The organism is Rahnella sp. EDr1-12, from assembly GCF_049206505.1.
Classification (GTDB): Bacteria; Pseudomonadota; Gammaproteobacteria; order Enterobacterales; family Enterobacteriaceae; genus Rahnella; species Rahnella rivi.
In genome coordinates, this window is sequence record NZ_JBLZNY010000001.1 from 998,924 (window position 1) to 1,016,243 (window position 17,320).

Annotated in this window: 20 protein-coding genes, 3 tRNA genes and 3 other RNA genes; 8 read left to right on the forward strand and 18 right to left on the reverse strand. The window is 52.2% G+C overall.

Annotation, left to right across the window (positions count from 1 at the left end):
* The 6 genes from galT to ACO0U8_RS04740 all read left to right on the forward strand — a co-directional run bounded on the left by galT (position 1) and on the right by ACO0U8_RS04740 (position 5,232).
* A complete protein-coding gene (gene galT / locus ACO0U8_RS04715) occupies positions 1–1,053 on the forward strand; it encodes a galactose-1-phosphate uridylyltransferase (protein ID WP_421670392.1) in 1,053 nt (350 codons plus the stop codon).
* Positions 1,050–2,198 (forward strand): galactokinase, encoded by a 1,149-nt coding sequence (galK, locus tag ACO0U8_RS04720; protein WP_421670393.1) that lies wholly within the window; start codon positions 1,050–1,052, stop codon positions 2,196–2,198. The genes galT and galK overlap by 4 nt, the downstream gene beginning before the upstream one ends.
* Positions 2,192–3,238, forward strand: a complete 1,047-nt coding sequence (gene galM / locus ACO0U8_RS04725; protein ID WP_421670394.1) for a galactose-1-epimerase — start codon at positions 2,192–2,194, stop codon at positions 3,236–3,238. The genes galK and galM overlap by 7 nt, the downstream gene beginning before the upstream one ends.
* A gap of 141 nt (positions 3,239–3,379) precedes the next feature.
* A complete protein-coding gene (locus tag ACO0U8_RS04730) occupies positions 3,380–3,712 on the forward strand; it encodes a PsiF family protein (RefSeq protein WP_056771698.1) in 333 nt (110 codons plus the stop codon).
* A gap of 206 nt (positions 3,713–3,918) precedes the next feature.
* Entirely contained in the window at positions 3,919–4,671 is a 753-nt protein-coding gene (gpmA, locus tag ACO0U8_RS04735; RefSeq protein ID WP_056771695.1) for a 2,3-diphosphoglycerate-dependent phosphoglycerate mutase, read from the forward strand.
* An 87-nt stretch (positions 4,672–4,758) separates the two neighbouring features.
* Entirely contained in the window at positions 4,759–5,232 is a 474-nt protein-coding gene (locus ACO0U8_RS04740; protein WP_421670395.1) for a GNAT family N-acetyltransferase, read from the forward strand.
* 68 nt (positions 5,233–5,300) lie between these two features.
* Here ACO0U8_RS04740 and aroG read toward each other — a convergent pair whose 3' ends face one another.
* A complete protein-coding gene (gene aroG / locus ACO0U8_RS04745) occupies positions 5,301–6,353 on the reverse strand; it encodes a 3-deoxy-7-phosphoheptulonate synthase AroG (RefSeq protein ID WP_056771688.1) in 1,053 nt (350 codons plus the stop codon).
* 199 nt (positions 6,354–6,552) lie between these two features.
* Here aroG and ACO0U8_RS04750 point away from each other — a divergent pair, with 199 nt between their 5' ends.
* Together ACO0U8_RS04750 and zitB are read left to right on the forward strand one after the other, a co-directional pair.
* Positions 6,553–6,891, forward strand: a complete 339-nt coding sequence (locus ACO0U8_RS04750; protein WP_056771685.1) for a protein YbgS — start codon at positions 6,553–6,555, stop codon at positions 6,889–6,891.
* Positions 6,892–7,018: 127 nt separating this feature from the next.
* Positions 7,019–7,966, forward strand: a complete 948-nt coding sequence (zitB, locus tag ACO0U8_RS04755; RefSeq protein WP_421670396.1) for a CDF family zinc transporter ZitB — start codon at positions 7,019–7,021, stop codon at positions 7,964–7,966.
* 62 nt (positions 7,967–8,028) lie between these two features.
* On the opposite strand, the gene pnuC is transcribed toward zitB, so the two are convergent.
* The 17 genes from pnuC to cydX all read right to left on the reverse strand — a co-directional run bounded on the left by pnuC (position 8,029) and on the right by cydX (position 17,318).
* Positions 8,029–8,751: a nicotinamide riboside transporter PnuC gene (gene pnuC, locus ACO0U8_RS04760; RefSeq protein ID WP_421670673.1), complete on the reverse strand. Its 723-nt coding sequence runs from the start codon at positions 8,749–8,751 to the stop codon at positions 8,029–8,031.
* 39 nt (positions 8,752–8,790) lie between these two features.
* Positions 8,791–9,855 carry a quinolinate synthase NadA gene (gene nadA, locus ACO0U8_RS04765; RefSeq protein ID WP_122095859.1) on the reverse strand — a complete coding sequence of 355 codons (1,065 nt, stop codon included), beginning with the start codon at positions 9,853–9,855 and terminating at the stop codon, positions 8,791–8,793.
* A 281-nt stretch (positions 9,856–10,136) separates the two neighbouring features.
* Positions 10,137–10,256, reverse strand: a non-coding RNA gene (locus ACO0U8_RS04770) — RtT sRNA.
* A gap of 14 nt (positions 10,257–10,270) precedes the next feature.
* Positions 10,271–10,346, reverse strand: a tRNA-Lys gene (locus ACO0U8_RS04775).
* A gap of 63 nt (positions 10,347–10,409) precedes the next feature.
* A non-coding RNA gene (locus ACO0U8_RS04780) (RtT sRNA) lies at positions 10,410–10,529 on the reverse strand.
* A 14-nt stretch (positions 10,530–10,543) separates the two neighbouring features.
* A tRNA-Lys gene (locus tag ACO0U8_RS04785) sits at positions 10,544–10,619 on the reverse strand.
* A 72-nt stretch (positions 10,620–10,691) separates the two neighbouring features.
* Positions 10,692–10,811: non-coding RNA, RtT sRNA (locus ACO0U8_RS04790), on the reverse strand.
* A 14-nt stretch (positions 10,812–10,825) separates the two neighbouring features.
* Positions 10,826–10,901 (reverse strand) — tRNA-Lys (locus ACO0U8_RS04795).
* A 197-nt stretch (positions 10,902–11,098) separates the two neighbouring features.
* A complete protein-coding gene (gene cpoB, locus ACO0U8_RS04800; protein WP_056771676.1) occupies positions 11,099–11,890 on the reverse strand; it encodes a cell division protein CpoB in 792 nt (263 codons plus the stop codon).
* A 9-nt stretch (positions 11,891–11,899) separates the two neighbouring features.
* Complete coding sequence (gene pal, locus ACO0U8_RS04805) at positions 11,900–12,409, reverse strand: peptidoglycan-associated lipoprotein Pal (protein WP_056771674.1); 510 nt, start codon at positions 12,407–12,409, stop codon at positions 11,900–11,902.
* Between the two features lie 47 nt (positions 12,410–12,456).
* Complete coding sequence (gene tolB / locus ACO0U8_RS04810) at positions 12,457–13,749, reverse strand: Tol-Pal system beta propeller repeat protein TolB (RefSeq protein ID WP_056771671.1); 1,293 nt, start codon at positions 13,747–13,749, stop codon at positions 12,457–12,459.
* A gap of 130 nt (positions 13,750–13,879) precedes the next feature.
* Positions 13,880–15,112 carry a cell envelope integrity protein TolA gene (gene tolA, locus ACO0U8_RS04815; protein ID WP_056771668.1) on the reverse strand — a complete coding sequence of 411 codons (1,233 nt, stop codon included), beginning with the start codon at positions 15,110–15,112 and terminating at the stop codon, positions 13,880–13,882.
* A gap of 114 nt (positions 15,113–15,226) precedes the next feature.
* A complete protein-coding gene (gene tolR / locus ACO0U8_RS04820) occupies positions 15,227–15,658 on the reverse strand; it encodes a colicin uptake protein TolR (RefSeq protein ID WP_013576429.1) in 432 nt (143 codons plus the stop codon).
* An 11-nt stretch (positions 15,659–15,669) separates the two neighbouring features.
* The gene (tolQ, locus tag ACO0U8_RS04825; protein WP_056771666.1) at positions 15,670–16,359 is read right to left on the reverse strand and encodes a Tol-Pal system protein TolQ; all 690 of its coding nucleotides are present in this window, start codon (positions 16,357–16,359) and stop codon (positions 15,670–15,672) included.
* A complete protein-coding gene (ybgC, locus tag ACO0U8_RS04830) occupies positions 16,356–16,760 on the reverse strand; it encodes a tol-pal system-associated acyl-CoA thioesterase (RefSeq protein WP_056771664.1) in 405 nt (134 codons plus the stop codon). The genes tolQ and ybgC overlap by 4 nt, the downstream gene beginning before the upstream one ends.
* 151 nt (positions 16,761–16,911) lie before the next feature.
* Entirely contained in the window at positions 16,912–17,205 is a 294-nt protein-coding gene (gene ybgE, locus ACO0U8_RS04835) for a cyd operon protein YbgE (RefSeq protein WP_056771661.1), read from the reverse strand.
* A complete protein-coding gene (cydX, locus tag ACO0U8_RS04840) occupies positions 17,205–17,318 on the reverse strand; it encodes a cytochrome bd-I oxidase subunit CydX (RefSeq protein ID WP_013576433.1) in 114 nt (37 codons plus the stop codon). Before cydX ends, ybgE begins: the two co-directional genes overlap by 1 nt.
* Positions 17,319–17,320 lie beyond the last annotated feature (2 nt).

A 17,320-nucleotide genomic window follows, 5' to 3' on the forward strand; every position in this document is an offset into this window, starting at 1 on the left:
ATGACCACGTTTAACCCAATTGATCACCCACATCGTCGCTACAATCCGCTGACCGATCAGTGGATTTTAGTCAGCCCGCACCGCGCCAAGCGCCCGTGGCAAGGGCAGCAGGAAGCCGTTTCGGATGAGGTTCTGCCGGCGCACGATCCTGACTGCTTCCTGTGTCCGGGGAATACCCGCGTCACCGGTGATGTGAATCCGCAGTACACCAGCACCCATGTGTTCACCAACGATTTTGCCGCACTGATGCCAGACACACCGTTTGCGCCACAAAGTACCGATCCGCTGATGCGTCTGGAAAGTGCGCGCGGCACCAGCCGGGTGATTTGCTTTTCACCCGATCACAGCAAAACGCTTCCGCAACTTTCCGTAGAAGCGCTGACCGATGTGGTGAAAACCTGGCAGGAACAGAGCGCTGATCTGGGTAAATCCTACCCATGGGTGCAAGTTTTCGAGAACAAAGGCGCGGCAATGGGCTGCTCCAACCCGCATCCGCACGGCCAGATCTGGGCCAACAGTTTCCTGCCAAACGAAGCTGAACGTGAAGACCGCCTGCAACGTGCCTATCTCGAACAACAGGGTTCGCCGATGCTGGTCGATTATGCTCAGCGTGAGCTGGCCGACGGCAGCCGTACGGTGGTGGAAACCGAACACTGGCTGGCGGTGGTGCCTTACTGGGCGGCGTGGCCATTCGAAACACTGCTGCTGCCGAAAGCACACATTCTGCGCATCACTGATTTAACCGACGCACAGCTCAGTGATTTAGCCCTGGCCCTGAAAAAGCTGACCAGCCGCTACGACAATCTGTTCCAGTGTTCTTTCCCGTATTCGATGGGCTGGCACGGCGCGCCGTTTACCGAAGGCGACCACCAACACTGGCAGTTACATGCCCACTTCTATCCGCCGTTGCTGCGTTCAGCCACGGTACGCAAATTCATGGTCGGCTACGAAATGCTGGCTGAAACCCAACGCGACCTGACGGCGGAACAAGCCGCTGAACGTCTGCGGGCGGTGAGTGATGTCCATTATCGTGAGGCCGGAGAAAAACAATGAATCTGAAAACTAAAACCCTTGAAATCTTTGCTGATAAATTCGGCTACCCTGCGACCATCACCATCAAGGCGCCGGGCCGCGTGAATCTGATTGGCGAACATACCGATTACAACGACGGCTTCGTGCTGCCGTGTGCCATCGACTATGAAACAGTGATCGCCTGCGCGCAGCGTAATGACCGCACGATCCGCGTGATCGCCGCCGATTATGACAACGATGAAGACAGCTTCTCTCTCGACGAACCTATTCTGCACTCCGACACGCACCCGTGGGCCAACTACGTGCGCGGCGTGGTGAAACATCTGATGCTGCGGAATAAAGATTTCTCCGGCGCAGACATGGTGATCAGCGGTAACGTGCCACAGGGCGCGGGCCTGAGTTCATCGGCATCTTTGGAAGTGGCGGTGGGGCAGGCGCTGAAATCCTTGTACGACCTGCCGCTGGACGGTGTGGCGCTGGCGCTGAACGGCCAGGAAGCGGAGAACCAGTTTGTCGGCTGTAACTGCGGCATCATGGATCAGCTGATTTCCGCCCTCGGCAAGGAAAATCACTCCCTGCTGATAGACTGTCGCTCGCTGGAAACCCGCGCGGTGTCTATGCCGAAAAATGCAGCCGTCGTCATCATCAACTCCAACGTGAAACGCGGCCTGGTGGACAGCGAATACAACGCCCGTCGCGAACAGTGCGAAGTGGCGGCCCGCTTCTTCGGCGTGAAAGCGCTGCGTGACGTAGACCCTGCCCTGTTCTTCTCCATTCAGGACGAGCTGGATCCGGTGGTGGCCCGCCGTGCGCGTCACGTTATCACTGAAAACGACCGCACGCTGGCAGCGGCTGACGCACTGGCCAGCGGTGACCTGAAACGTATGGGCGAACTGATGGCGGAATCTCACGCCTCCATGCGCGATGATTTCGAAATCACCGTACCGCAAATCGACAAGCTGGTGGACATCGTCAAAGAAGTGATCGGCGATAAAGGCGGTGTGCGCATGACCGGCGGCGGCTTCGGTGGCTGCATCGTGGCGCTGGTGCCGGAAGACATGGTGGAAAAAGTCCGTTACGCGGTTGAACAGCAATATCAGGCGCACAGCGGCCTGAAAGAAACCTTCTACGTCTGCACCGCTTCACAAGGAGCAGGCGTATGTTAAAACCTGAAAACACACAGCTGGCCCCAGATGGCCAGCCGTTTGAACAGGTAACGCTACAGAATTCGGCGGGTGCCACCGCCACATTCATGGACTGGGGCGCAACCTGGCTTTCTTTCACGCTGCCACTGGCGGACGGTTCCACACGAGAACTGTTGCTCGGCTGTGAGTCGCCACATGACTACATGAACCAGAGCGCATACCTTGGCGCGACCGTGGGACGTTATGCCAACCGCATCGCCCGTTCTCAGTTTGAGATCGACGGTAAACCGCATCTGGTGGTCGCCAACCAGGGCGTTCATCAGCTGCACGGCGGGCCGGAAGGTTTTCATGCGCGCCGCTGGAAGATCCTTTCCCGGACCGCACAGAAAATCAGTTTCCAGCTGTTTTCCGCCGACGGCGATCAAGGATTCCCTGGCAATATGACCGCCACGGTGCATTATCAGCTGACCGACGATAACCGTCTGGAAATCCGCTACGAAGCCACCGTGGATAAACTATGTCCGGTCAATCTGACCAATCACGCCTATTTCAACCTTGATGGCGAAGGCACCGATGCGCGCCAGCACAAGTTACAGCTGTTTGCCGATCGCTTCCTGCCGGTCGACAGCGACGGGATTCCGTGTGCTGATCCGACGACGGTGGAAAACACCGGCATGAACTTCAATGCACCGAAAACACTGGCGAAAGATTTCCTCAGCGACCGCGATCAGCAACGTGTGAAAGGCTACGATCATGCGTATTTGCTCAACCGTACCTGCAATTCCGGTGAATTCCCGGCGGCGCATTTATGGTCCGCTGACGGTAAAGTTCAGATGAGCGTTTTCACCTCAGCCCCGGCATTGCAGCTCTACAGCGGCAACTTCCTTGGCGGAACGCCAAACCGCAGCGGCGGTGAATATGCCAGCTACAGCGGTGTGGCGCTTGAAAGTGAATTTCTGCCAGACAGCCCCAATCACGCCACCTGGCCGCAGCCAAGTTGCTGGATAAAACCGGGGCAGCCCTATAAGTCGGCCACGACTTATCAGTTCTTCGCGCTGTAATTCCCAGGGACAGGATCGCCCGATCCTGTCCTTTTTGTGACTCATCCCGCATCTGCATCAGCACATTTTCAGCTAAAGACTTCCGCCGCATCTACGCTTAAGGGGTGTCCTGCGAAAAGGACGTTCATTAAGGAGTTCGTTATGCGCTTACCTGTTTTATTCACCCTGCTGGCTACCTTGTGCACCGCCGGTTCAGCTCTGGCGGCCGACCCGGTCAAAACCCCTTCTGCGGCACAGACTGCGCAACGTCAAAAGATGACAGATTGTAATTCGCAGGCCACCACGCAGTCACTCAAGGGTGAAGACCGCAAAAAATTCATGAGTAATTGCCTGAAAGCAGAGGCTAAAACTGACGATAAAATGAATCCTCAGCAGAAGAAGATGAAAACCTGTAATGCCGATGCGGCGAAGCAAGACCTTAAAGGCGACGCGCGTAAAACGTTCATGAGTACCTGCCTCAAAAAAGCCAGCTAATTACGCTGCACTTTTAGACAAAATGCGCGGTTCGGGCAACCGTCTGCGCGTTTTGTTTTACATCCCCGCAGCAAATTCGTTATGTTTAACCTCAAACGGTATGACACACCGCCAATCAGCGTACATACAGATTGCCGATGAGGATACCAAGACCCTATAATGATAATTGTTATCATTGAAAATTCAGTTAACTGAGGAGTTTAGCTATGGCTGTAACCAAACTGGTACTGGTAAGACACGGTGAAAGTGAGTGGAACAAAGAAAACCGTTTTACCGGCTGGCATGATGTTGAACTGTCCGAGAAGGGCCGTACCGAAGCAAAAGCGGCCGGTCAACTGCTGAAAGACGAAGGCTTCCACTTTGACTTCGCCTACACCTCTGTGCTGAAACGTGCCATCCATACCCTGTGGAGCGTTTTGGACGAACTGGATCAGCCATGGCTGCCGGTTGAGAAATCCTGGAAACTGAACGAACGTCACTACGGTGCGTTGCAGGGTCTGGATAAAGCTGAAACCGCGAAAAAATACGGTGACGAGCAAGTTAAACAATGGCGTCGTGGCTTTGCCGTGACACCACCAGAACTGGAAAAAAGCGACGAGCGTTTCCCAGGCCACGATCCACGTTACGCAAAACTGAAACCGGAAGAGCTGCCGACCACTGAAAGCCTGGCGCTGACCATCGAACGCGTGATCCCTTACTGGACTGAAGTGATCAAACCACGCATCGAAAGCGGCGAGCGCGTGATCATCGCAGCACACGGTAACTCCCTGCGTGCTCTGGTGAAATACCTGGATGATCTGGGTGAAGACGAAATTCTGGAACTGAACATCCCTACTGGTGTTCCTTTGGTTTACGAATTCGACGAAAACTTCAAACCTGTTAAACATTACTATCTGGGCAATGCCGACGAAATCGCAGCGAAAGCAGCGGCCGTGGCAAACCAGGGTAAAGCGAAGTAATTTCGCGTTTTCTGCGTCACGCAGAAAAACTGACAGAGGCACGCGAAAGCGTGCCTTTTTTGTCTGTGCACCCGCAGGAGGAAACCTATGCCCGTCAGACTCGCGTCACCCGATGAAGCAGAAACACTGTGGGGCATCCGTAACCGGGCTATCCGCCACGGATGTCACAATACTTATGATGCCGGGGTTGTCATGGCGTGGACGCCGGATCAAATGCCTCCCGGCTACCGGAAAGCGATTGAGGAAAACCCGTTTTTCGTCGCGTACGCGCACGGGCAAGATACGCCCGCGGCAACCGGTTTTCTCGATCTGAAAAATGGCAGTGTTGAAGCGATTTTTACGTTGCCGGAATTCGAAGGGAAAGGCCTCGCCACGCAAATCCTTGAGGCCATAAAAGCCGAGGCGAAATCCAGGGGGTTCAGAGCGCTGACGCTGGCTTCCACGCCCAATGCTTTTGAATTCTATAAGAAGAACGGGTTCAGTCTGGTAAAAGAGAGTCTGTACCGCTCTGAGATGGCGAAGGCTGATTTGCGTTGCATGGATATGCGCTGCGAGCTGTAAGGCGCGTTCTGATAATAAAAAGCCCCGCAAAACAGACGGGGCTTGTAAAGGCAATTCAGAGAGTGGAATTAACCGCGGCGCGCTTTTACCGCGTCAGCCAGGCTGCGCAGCAGCACTTCGGTATCTTCCCAGCCGATGCAGGCATCCGTTACGCTCTGGCCGTAAACCAGCGGCTCGCCGCTGTCGAGATTCTGATTACCTTCTACCAGATGGCTTTCGACCATCACGCCCATGACAGCCTGCTCGCCGCCAGCGACCTGCGCACAAACATCTTCACAGACTTCCATCTGCTTTTTGAACTGTTTGCTGCTGTTGGCATGGCTGAAATCGATCATGATACGCGCCGGAAGACCGCCTTTTTTCAGGCCTTCTTTCACTTCCTGCACATCCTGCGCGCTGTAGTTTGGTTTTTTGCCGCCGCGCAGAATGATATGGCAGTCGTTATTTCCGCTGGTATTCACAATGGCGGAGTGACCCCATTTGGTGACCGACAGGAAGCAGTGCGGTGCGCCCGCGGCGTTGATCGCATCGATCGCCACTTTAATGGTGCCGTCGGTACCATTTTTGAAACCGACCGGACAGGACAACCCGGAGGACAGCTCGCGGTGAACCTGAGACTCGGTGGTACGCGCGCCAATTGCGCCCCAGCTCATCAGATCGGCCAGATATTGCGGGGTGATCATGTCCAGGAACTCACCCGCCGCAGGCAGGCCGGTATCATTAATATCCAGTAACAATTTGCGTGCTATGCGCAAACCATCATTAATCTGGTAACTGTTGTTCATATGCGGGTCGTTAATCAGACCTTTCCAGCCAACGGTCGTGCGCGGTTTTTCGAAGTAAACACGCATCACGACTTCCAGCTCGCCCTGCAGTTCTTCACGCATTTTCATCAGGCGGGCGGCGTATTCTTTGGCGGCTTTGGGATCATTGATGGAACAGGGACCGATCACAACCAGAAGACGATCATCGTTTCCTTTCAGAATCTTATGAATGGCATTGCGTGCCTGAGAGACTGTTTTCGCCGCTTTATCTGTCGCAGGAAATTTTTCCAGCAAGGCGACAGGTGGCAAAAGTTCCTTAATTTCTTTAATACGTAAATCGTCGTTTTGATAATTCATAACTGTTCCATTCGGGTATTCATAAGAGACGAAGCGAAACGCTGACCGCGTTCAATCTAGCCGTATTGGGTGACGGTGTAAATCTACTTTTACACTTACGAATAGTCTCATTTTGATTCAGGACATGAATTCATTAGCTAGGCTTTAAGAGTTCACAAAAAACGACGACGGATCCTTCTGGAATAATGGAGATGACAATATGAATAAGTTCGCAATCGCATTTTTTACCGCAGCTCTGGCCCTGACTTCAGGTGCCGCGCTTGCAGAAGGCACAGACGCTGGTTCAAATAACGGCGCAGCAAATCAGTCAGACAGCCCGGGTTCAATTCAGAAAATCGCACCTAAAGGTGTCGATAACAGCAAAATCAACGAAACCAATAAACCCGTTGATGAAGTCCATAAAAAAACGCACAAAACGACTGACAAAACTCACAACATGAGTAAGAAAACAGTCGACCATAAAAAAGCCATGTGTAAGGACGGCCGTTGTCCGGATCAGGTCCCAGGCACTAACCAGTCTAAAGCCACGGGTAACTAATTCCCGCCCCGGCAATGCTGAACAGGAGGAACTTCGGTTCCTCTTTTTTTGCCCTTTCCCCTTCTTGCAACACCTCAAGATTACGTTATTGTAATCCCCTCTATTCATCATCTTTGTGAATACAACTATGTCTTCTTTTTTACCTCAGGATAAAAACAGCCGCCGTCTGTTGCTGGCGTTTTTAATCACCGTCACCTTTATGGTGGCGGAAGTGATCGGCGGTTTAATTTCCGGCTCGCTGGCGCTGCTGGCCGACGCGGGACACATGCTGACCGACGCCGCTGCACTGCTTGTAGCGCTGATGGCGGTACGTTTCGCTAAACGTAAGCCTAACTCGCGACATACCTTTGGTTATCTGCGCCTGACCACCATGGCGGCTTTCGTGAATGCGGCAGCGCTGCTGGTGATTGTCGTGCTGATTGTCTGGGAGGCGATTGCCCGTTTCTTCAATCCGCAGCCGGTGATGGGCACTACGATGTTGGTGATCGCCATTGCCGGGCTTTTTGCCAATATTTTGGCATTCTGGCTTCTGCATCAGGGTGAAGAAAAAGCCAATATCAATGTGCGTGCTGCCGCGCTGCACGTACTGGGAGATTTGCTCGGATCGATTGGTGCGGTCGGTGCAGCGCTCATCATCATGTATACCGGCTGGACGCCGATTGACCCGATTCTGTCTGTGCTGGTGTCTTGTTTAGTGCTGAGTAATGCGTGGCGGTTACTGCGCGAGAGTTTCCACGAGTTACTGGAAGGGACGCCGGAGGAAATCGATATCGAGCAACTGCGCAGGGACCTGTCGCAGAGCATTCCCGAAGTGCGCAATGTGCATCACGTTCACGTCTGGCAGATTGGCGAGCAGCGGCTGATGACATTGCATGTTCAGGTCGTTCCGCCACATGACCACGACGCACTACTTGACCGTATTCAGCATCACTTACTGGAAAAATGTCGCATTGGCCATGCAACGATACAGATGGAGTACGGTACATGTGAAACGCCAGATTGTGTGATTAACGAAGTGCCTGCCGCCAGCGCGGGACACGATCATCACGGTCATAGCCACGCACATCATCACTGACTGTCAGTTGTTTCATAAAGAAAAACGCCTCCGCCCGGAGGCGTTTTTCTAATGCAAGGAACTCAGGTCGTTTGCAGCGGCAGTGAACCGTTTTGCTTCGCGCTTTTGATCCACAACCATGAACCGTTCAGCGCGATCAGCGTGAGCAGCACATATTCAAGCGCCATGGCATACACGCCCTGATAGGCGAATATCGCCACGCTTATCACGTCTATCACCACCCACAGCAGCCAGTTCTCGACGTATTTTCGGGTCATCAACAACATCGCTACTATCGACAGCACCATCATGGAGGAATCCCAGAACGGGAAAGCATCCGGCTGCAATTCCGGCATCTGAACATTCAGCCCTAACGCCTGCATCAGATTGACGGCCAGCAACGTGAGCGCAGCAAATACACGGTCAATGTTGAACGTCATCAGTAAAATACCCGCGAGGCAAACCACGCCCCACACCACCGCCTTTCCACGTGGCAGCCAGCGAATTTGCAGCTCTGCCTGTTGATCTGCCGTCTGACGGCTCCAGGCGTACCAGCCGTAAATATTGGCACCGAAGAAAAACACCTGAAGCAAAAGGCTTGCGTAAAGCTGGATCTGGAAGAAGATGATCGCAAACAGCGTGACGTTAATAAGGCCAAACGGGTAGTTGATCAGTTTCTCTTTGCTGGCATACCAGATGCACAATAAGCCAAAGAGTGTACCGACAGCTTCGATCCATGACAGGTCATATCCGCCTTTTCCCAGCGGAATATGCACCAGGATATTGCTGGTACTTAAAAAATCCATCATTGCACATTTCCTTTTCGACAGTTACAAAGCTGTGGCTTAGAGCGCTTTCGTCTGAGGGCGTAATTTCAGTTCCGCCGCAAACGCCAGCATACGGTTCAGCGGTATCAGCGATTTCACCCGCAGCGCTTCATCTACTTCTATAGCATGTTGTGCACCGCCGGACTCAAGCCCGTCTGCAATGGCTTTCAGGCCATTCATCGCCATCCACGGACAATGCGCACAGGTGCGGCAGCTTGCGCCCTCGCCCGCCGTCGGGGCTTCGAACAATTCTTTGTCCGGGCATGCTTGCTGCATTTTGTAGAAAATTCCACGATCGGTCGCCACAATCAGCTGCTTGTTTGGCAACGTCCTGGCTGCCTGAATCAGCTGGCTTGTAGAACCGACGGCGTCAGCCATGTCTACGATCGCCTGTGGAGACTCCGGATGCACCAGCACAGCGGCATTCGGGTACAAACCTTTCATTCGGGTCAGGGCCTGTGTTTTGAACTCGTCATGGACGATACAGGCCCCCTGCCAGCACAACACGTCGGCACCCGTTTGTTTACGTACGTAATTTCCGAGATGACGGTCCGGCGCCCAAATGATTTTTTCACCCAGACTGTCCAGATGCTCAATAAGTTCAACCGCGATGCTGGATGTCACCACCCAGTCGGCGCGTGCTTTTACCGCCGCAGAGGTATTAGCGTAGACCACCACGGTGCGGTCAGGATGCTGGTCACAAAAATCTGAGAACGCCTGCTCCGGACAACCGAGATCCAACGAGCACTCGGCATTGAGCGTCGGCATCAGCACCGTTTTCTCAGGGCTAAGGATTTTGGCCGTTTCGCCCATAAAGCGCACGCCGGCTACCAGCAGCGTGGAAGCGGGATGCTGACTGCCAAAACGCGCCATTTCTAAAGAGTCCGCGACGATACCGCCAGTTTCCTCGGCCAGCGCCTGAATCTCAGGATCGGTGTAATAATGCGCCACCATCACGGCATCACGTTCTTTTAGCAGTTTTCTGATCTTCTCTTTATAGAAAGTCTTTTCATCTGCATTCAGAACGGCGGGTTTCGGGGGGAAAGGATAAACCGTCGCATTCAGATCCAATGTTTCGCTCATACTCGTCATCTCATTCAGTCAGGCCATATGCCTGAAGGCGGGAAGCCACTCTCTGGTTCATGATGAAGCAGAGTAGTTTTGTATGCTAAACAAAATACCGTAAAACACGAGTGAAGTCGTCCAAATTATAGACGTAGAGCTTAAAATGTTTACTGGACTTAAAAGAGACGAGGTTTGAGCAAATTACAGGAAAAACGAAGACCGCGATGGAAGGAAGTTTCGGGCGTCAGATGCGAAAAAAGCGCCAAAAGGCGCTTTTTTCTGAATTCTGCAATTTAGAGGGTTGGACCGTGCTGGATTGACTCGGTTTCACCTCGCCCTGCGGGCAACGCTTACGCGTTGTCGTCTCGCTTCGCTCGGCTCGAACACATGGTTCTCATCCTGCACTGCTTCACTACATTATCCACTTCAAAAGTGGTGGGCCGTGCTGGATTCGAACCAGCGACCAATTGATTAAAAGTCAACTGCTCTACCAACTGAGCTAACGGCCCATCTAAATGCTGGGTACTGATTTACTAATGGCTTTCAAAATCTTCAGGGGTTACACCTAAAAGTGGTGGGCCGTGCTGGATTGACTCGGTTTCACCTCGCCCTGCGGGCAACGCTTGCGCGTTGTCGACTCGCTTCGCTCGGCTCGAACCCATGGTTCTCATCCTGCACTGCTTCACTACAGTTTCCACTATAAAAGTGGTGGGCCGTGCTGGATTCGAACCAGCGACCAATTGATTAAAAGTCAACTGCTCTACCAACTGAGCTAACGGCCCTTCCTGAATACTTTCGTCTGCCTTCGTGTCTTGCAGTTGGTGTGCAAGCCACATGCAATAATGGTTTAGATTTGGTGGGCCGTGCTGGATTGACTCGGTTTCACCTCGCCCTGCGGGCAACGCTTGCGCGTTGTCGTCTCGCTTCGCTCGGCTCGAACCCATGGTTCTCATCCTGCACTACTTCACTACTGTGTCCACTTTGAAAGTGGTGGGCCGTGCTGGATTCGAACCAGCGACCAATTGATTAAAAGTCAACTGCTCTACCAACTGAGCTAACGGCCCCTCTAAACCTACTGCATATTGCCTAAATCTCTGACAGCGTTAGCCGTTTGGAGTTGTCTGGGCAACGGCGGCATATATTACTTATTTAACTTTTCAGTGCAACTTTAATTTTCAGAAAGAGTGCTAACTGATGGCGTTTCACACACTCAAGCCCAGAAAATGCACGATATGTACATTTTCCAGACCTGAATGAAGAACTAGTTTGCAGATAAACGTTTTTGAGCTTGTTTTGCCGCATCGGTATTTGGGTACTGTTTCACGACCTGTGCGAAGACGGCTTTGGCTTTATCAGCCTGACCTTTCTCCTGCATGATCACCCCAACCTTGAACATTGCGTCAGAACTTTTTGGAGACTTAGGATAGTTTTTGACCACGACTGCAAAATAATATGCAGCGTCGTCTTTTTTACCCTTGTTGTAATACAACTGTCCTAACCAGTAGTTGGCGTTAGGCTGATAAGTCGAATCAGGATATTTTTTGACGAAACTCTGAAAAGCCGCAATGGCTTCATCATACTGTTTCTTTTCCAGCGCCAGTGAAACCGCAGCATTGTAATCGCTGTTCACGTCACCGGTGCTTGCAGGCGCTTGTGCAGCCCCCGCATCCGGCGTTGCAGCAGCAGACCCAGACGCATCACCTGTGGCTGCAGCAGCGCCCGTACTGGCGGCTCCGGCATTACCCTGGCTTAAGCTGTCCATCTGGTTAAAGATCTGCTTCTGGCGATCAGCAAGCTGACTCAACTGATACTGGTTCTCCTGGATTTGACCACGAAGAGTATCCATATCACGTTGGGAATCAGAAAGTTGTTGCTGGAGTTGAGTTAATAGCTGGCTGTGAGCGTTAGAAATACGCTCCAGAGAGGTGACCCGATCTTCAATCGAGCCTGAGCCGACATTACTGATTGGCGCTTGGGCAGTAGCGGCCCATGGGACCGCTACGCCAACCAGTAACGACAGACTCAACAAGTGAGTTCTGAAGTTACTGCTCATACTATTCTCTTAGTAAACCAGTACGGCACGACGGTTTTTGGCGTATGCCGCTTCGTCATGGCCCAGTACAGCTGGTTTTTCTTTACCGTAAGAAACGATAGAGATTTGGTCTGCAGAAACGCCTTTGCCTTGCAGGTACATTTTAACTGCAGTAGCACGACGTTCGCCCAGCGCGATGTTGTACTCAGGAGTACCACGTTCGTCAGCATGGCCTTCTACGGTCACTTTGTAAGATGGGTTGCTACGCAGGAAAGCTGCGTGTGCATCCAGCATCTGAGCGAATTCAGAAGACACATCGTACTTGTCCAGGCCGAAGTAAACGATGTTGTTTTTCTGCAATTCTTGCATCTGCAGACGTGCTTGCTCTTCTGAAGACATGTTTGCGTTTTCAGTGCCAGCGCCGGTGTTCAGACCCATACCTGATTGGTCGTTGTCTGCGTTCTTGTGAGAACTACAAGCAGCGACTGCCAGTACAGGCAATGCCAGCATCAGCCCTTTCAGAACTTTGTTCAGTTGCATCTATTCGATCCTTTTATAATTTTTTGCCATACATAGTTGTATATGCATCACAGATACGGCGACCAGGCAGGAAATTTGACCTGTCCATCAGTTGCCGGAAGACGCGCTTTGAAACGTCCATCAGTCGATACCAACTGCAACACGGAACCCAGACCCTGTGAAGAGCTGTAAATAACCATGGTGCCATTTGGTGCGAGGCTAGGCGTTTCATCCAGGAACGTGTCCGTCAATGTTTGAACGGCTCCCGTTGCCAGATCTTGTTTAGCGATGTGCTGTGTACCGCTGGCGCTGCTTACCATTACCAGGAACTTGCCATCTGCACTGACGTCAGAGTCCTGATTTTGAGCACCTTCCCAGGTCAGACGTTGTGGCGCACCGCCATTAATATTCACTTTATAAACTTGTGGTCGACCGCCCTGATCCGAAGTAAACGCCAGGTTCTGGCTGTCCGGGAACCAGGTTGGTTCGGTGTTGTTGCTGCGACCGTTAGTCACCTGGCTGATTTGACCAGAGCCAAGATTCATTACGTACAGGTTCAGGCTACCGTCTTTAGACAGGGCGAAAGCCAGTTTGCTGCCATCCGGAGAGAACGCAGGTGCACCGTTGTGACGTGGGAAGGAGGCAATTTGTCTAATATTGCTATTAGCCAGCGTCTGCACAACCAGGGCAGAACGGCCACTTTCGAAGGTCACATAAGCCAGTTTGCTGCCGTCTGGGGACCAGGCCGGTGACATTAATGGTTCTGGTGAACGATGAACAACGAACTGGTTGTAACCGTCGTAGTCAGCAACGCGCAGTTCATACGGGAACTTGCCGCCGTTAGTCTGAACGATGTAAGCAATACGGGTACGGAATGCGCCTTTCACGCCAGTGAGTTTTTCAAATACCTCATCGCTGGCCGTATGGGCAGAATAACGCAGCCATTGCTTGGTCACTTTGTACTGGTTTTGTGCCAGAACGGTGCCAGGTGCGCCAGAGGTGTCAACTAACTGATAAGACACTACATAGTTGCCATCGGCAGCAGGTTGAACCTGACCGATAACCACCGCATCAATACCCAGGGCGGTCCAGGCGGCAGGCGTGACTTCTGCTGCGGTGGACGGCTGCTGTGGCATACGAGATGCATCAATAGGGTTAAACTTGCCGCTGTTACGTAAGTCAGCAGCAACAATGCCACCAACGTCTTCAGGTGGTGTACCTGGACCAACCCATTTGAATGGCACAACGCCAATCGGGCGAGCCGAATCCACACCCTGGGTGATTTCGATACGAACTTCTGCATGTGCTACAGATGCCCACATCATTAAAAGGCCGAACGCTACTCGAAATGCCTGCTTCATTGTATCTCCCTTATCTGGACGTATCTGCCCGCGATAATTTAGCAGAATTTTAACAAACCAACGCATACAAAACTAGAATTACACCCTGCAATCTATCGTAAAAATCTGAAAAGAAATTATTTTCGTCTTTCTACGGTTTAAAATCTATCGGAGCATTTTTAAAGACTTCATAGACTGCTTCAGAAGGCGGTTTCGGGAACTTCGCCTGTCGGGCCGCGGCAAGCGCTGCCTGACAAAGTGCAGGATCCCCACCTTCCGCCGACACGCTGATAAGCGAGCCATCCGGATTCATTTTAACGCGCAACGAACAGGTTTTACCTGCATAGGATGACGCGTCATAGAATCTGCTCTCAATGGCGGCCTTAATCTGGCTACCATAGTTCGCAATATCTGCACCTGATGCGCCTGCCTTTTTCTGAGTGCCCTTCCCTGCCGGAGCAGAAGCACCGCCCCCCGTTGCCCCTTTCGGTGCATTTTTAGAGTCGGCGAGGCCATCAAATAAATTATTCGCATCAGCCGCCTCTTTGGCAGCTGCTGCAGCAGCAGCCTTTTTATCGGCTGCAGCTTTCTTGGCTGCAGCGGCAGCTTCCGCTTTTTTCTCCGCAGCAGCCGACGCTTTGGCATCAGCGGCAGCTTTTGCATCAGCGTCAGCTTGTGCCTTCGCATCCGCAGCAGCCTGAGCTTTGGCTTCGGCAGCCGCGGCTTTTTTAGCTTCGGCAGCTGCTTCTTTCTTCGCATCTGCTTCGGCTTGTTTCTTCGCGGCAGCGGCGGCGGCAGAAGCTTCAGCCTCTGCTTCTTTTTTAGCATCCGCAGCGGCTTTTTTCTGCGCGTCAGCTTGTGCTTTAGCCGCCTCTTTCGCGGCATCCGCTTTCGCCTGTGCGGCTGCTTTGGCGGCTTCAGCTTTCGCTTGTGCGGCAGCAGCCTCTGCTTGTTTCTGTTGTTCTTTCGCTTGCTCAGCAGCTTGTTCGGACTGCTTTTGCTGCTGGGCCTGTTCCTGCGCCTGCTGTTTCGCATTTTCCTGCGCTTGCAGACGTTCTTTTTCGAGCTCTTTCAGGCGCTGCTGTTCTGCGGCCTGTTTCTGCTGTAACTCTTCAGCCTGCTGTTCTGATTTTTTCTGACGCGCTTGTGCAGCACGTTGGGAATCAGCCTGTTGCTGCTGTTGACGATTGTACTGATCAACCACGGCACTCGGATCGACCATCACAGCGGAAATATCACTACCGCCACCGCCGCCACTCATGCTGGTATCTTCGTCCAGCGATCCCAAAATCAGCAGGCCTATAATGATGATATGCAGAACGACCGAAACAATAACGGCGCGTTTGAGCTTATCGTTTTGTTCAGTTGCAGTTGCCTTTACCAAAATAGATTTCCCAAGACAGGATTACTAAAAACCCGGGTTCCTTCGTTGCCTGTCGTCTTTTTTAACAGTGCAGGGAAAGCCGGGTTTCAAATAAGTGTTACAAATTACCTATCCTCAGATAGGTTGTGTCATCAATCCGACAGATTTCACACCGGCCTGATGCAACATATTCAGCGCCTTGATGATTTCATCATAAGGCACGTCTTTTGCACCGCCGATCAGAAAGACTGTCTTCGGATTGGCCTGAATTCGGCTGGTCGCTTCCGCGATAACCTGCTGTTCAGGCAACTGTTCCATACGCTGATGATCCACCACAATGGTGTATTGCCCCACGCCAGAGACTTCAACAATCACTGGCGGGTTATCATCGCTGGATACCGTTTTGGAATCCGTCGCGTCTGGCAGATCCACTTCCACGCTCTGGGTAATGATGGGGGCTGTTGCCATAAAAATCAGTAACAGAACCAGCAGTACGTCCAGCAGCGGAACAATGTTGATCTCCGACTTACCTTCGCGACGGTTACGACGACCTCGTGAACGAGCCATACTCTCCCCCTTTAGTTACTGCTGGTTTCGCGAGAGAAAGCCTGACGGTGCAGGATGGCCGTAAATTCTTCCATGAAGTTATCGTAGTTTTGCTCAAGCTTGTTTACGCGTTGGTTGAGGCGGTTATACGCCATAACCGCCGGGATAGCAGCAAACAAACCAATTGCGGTGGCAATCAGTGCTTCTGCAATACCCGGTGCAACCATTTGCAAGGTGGCTTGTTTCACAGAACCTAAACCGATAAAGGCGTGCATGATCCCCCAGACCGTACCAAACAGGCCGATATACGGGCTGATTGAACCGACGGTACCGAGGAAAGGAATGTGCATTTCAAGGGATTCGAGTTCACGGTTAAAGGAAATACGCATCGCGCGTGAAGAGCCTTCAATCACAGACTCAGGCGCATGGCTGTTCGCACGATGAAGACGCGCAAACTCTTTAAAACCGGAATGGAAGATTTGCTCTGCCCCGCTCAGGGTTTCGCGACGGCCCTGGCTTTCCTGATACAAACGGGAAAGCTCAATACCGGACCAGAATTTATCTTCAAACGCTTCTGCCTCACGGGTGGCGGCATTCAGTACCTTCGTACGTTGAATGATGATCGCCCAAGACGCGACAGAGAAGCACACCAGGATAAGCATAATCAGCTTAACCAGGATGCTGGCCTTTAAAAATAAATCAAGCATGTTCATGTCAGTCACTGCTTAAACTCCGCGACAATAGACTTAGGAAGCGCACGTGGCTTCATTTGGTGTGGATCAATGCACGCAATTAACACTTCTGCAGAACTCAGAAGGTTTCCATGCGAATCAAGAATTCGTTGTGCAAAAGTAAGAGAAGCTCCGCGAATGGACGTAATCTCACTCTGAACATCCAGCATGTCATCTAAACGAGCTGGTGCAAAGTATTCGACCGTCATGCGGCGGACAGCAAAAGCGACGTGTTCTCCCAGCAACTGCTGCTGGTGAAAATTGCGTTGGCGCAACATCTCTGTGCGAGCCCTTTCATAAAAGGCGACGTATCGGGCATGGTAGACCACACCTCCCGCGTCTGTGTCCTCATAGTAGACACGAACCGGCCATCGGAACAACGAATTACTCACTCTACATCCCGTAATGCAATTTGACGGCACTACTATACTCAAGAGGACTGGGGTTGGGAATGGGTTGCATTGCTGGAATGAAAATAATTATGGGCCAGAACGGCCCATAGGAGTTTTACTGTAAATCTGTGTATTTAATCGACAATAAAAGTCAGCTAAAGAAGTAAAACAGACCGGCAGCCAACGCAATCATGGCCAGCAGAGGGCAAAAGAACGCTTTCCACAACGACTTGTGCGGGCGAAACCCGACACCGTGGATAACGCCGCTGCACACGGCCCAAATCAGAATGATCCCATGCCAGACTTCCAGCTGGCTGGTCGACGAGGCAAACATGCCCGGCTTCCAGAAAACGCAGCCGGCAAGCAGCAGTGACATCACCAGTGAAAGGGCCCGCAAGGGGCCCTTGTCGGTGACGGCGTAGAGCTTATCCGCGATCACACTCATTACTTCTCTTCTTTCGCAGCTTTATTGGCTTCGCTGTGCTCAAACGCCAGCGCGGTAATGATACCAAACGAGCAAGCCAGTAAGGTGCCGAGGATCCAGGCAAAATACCACATGG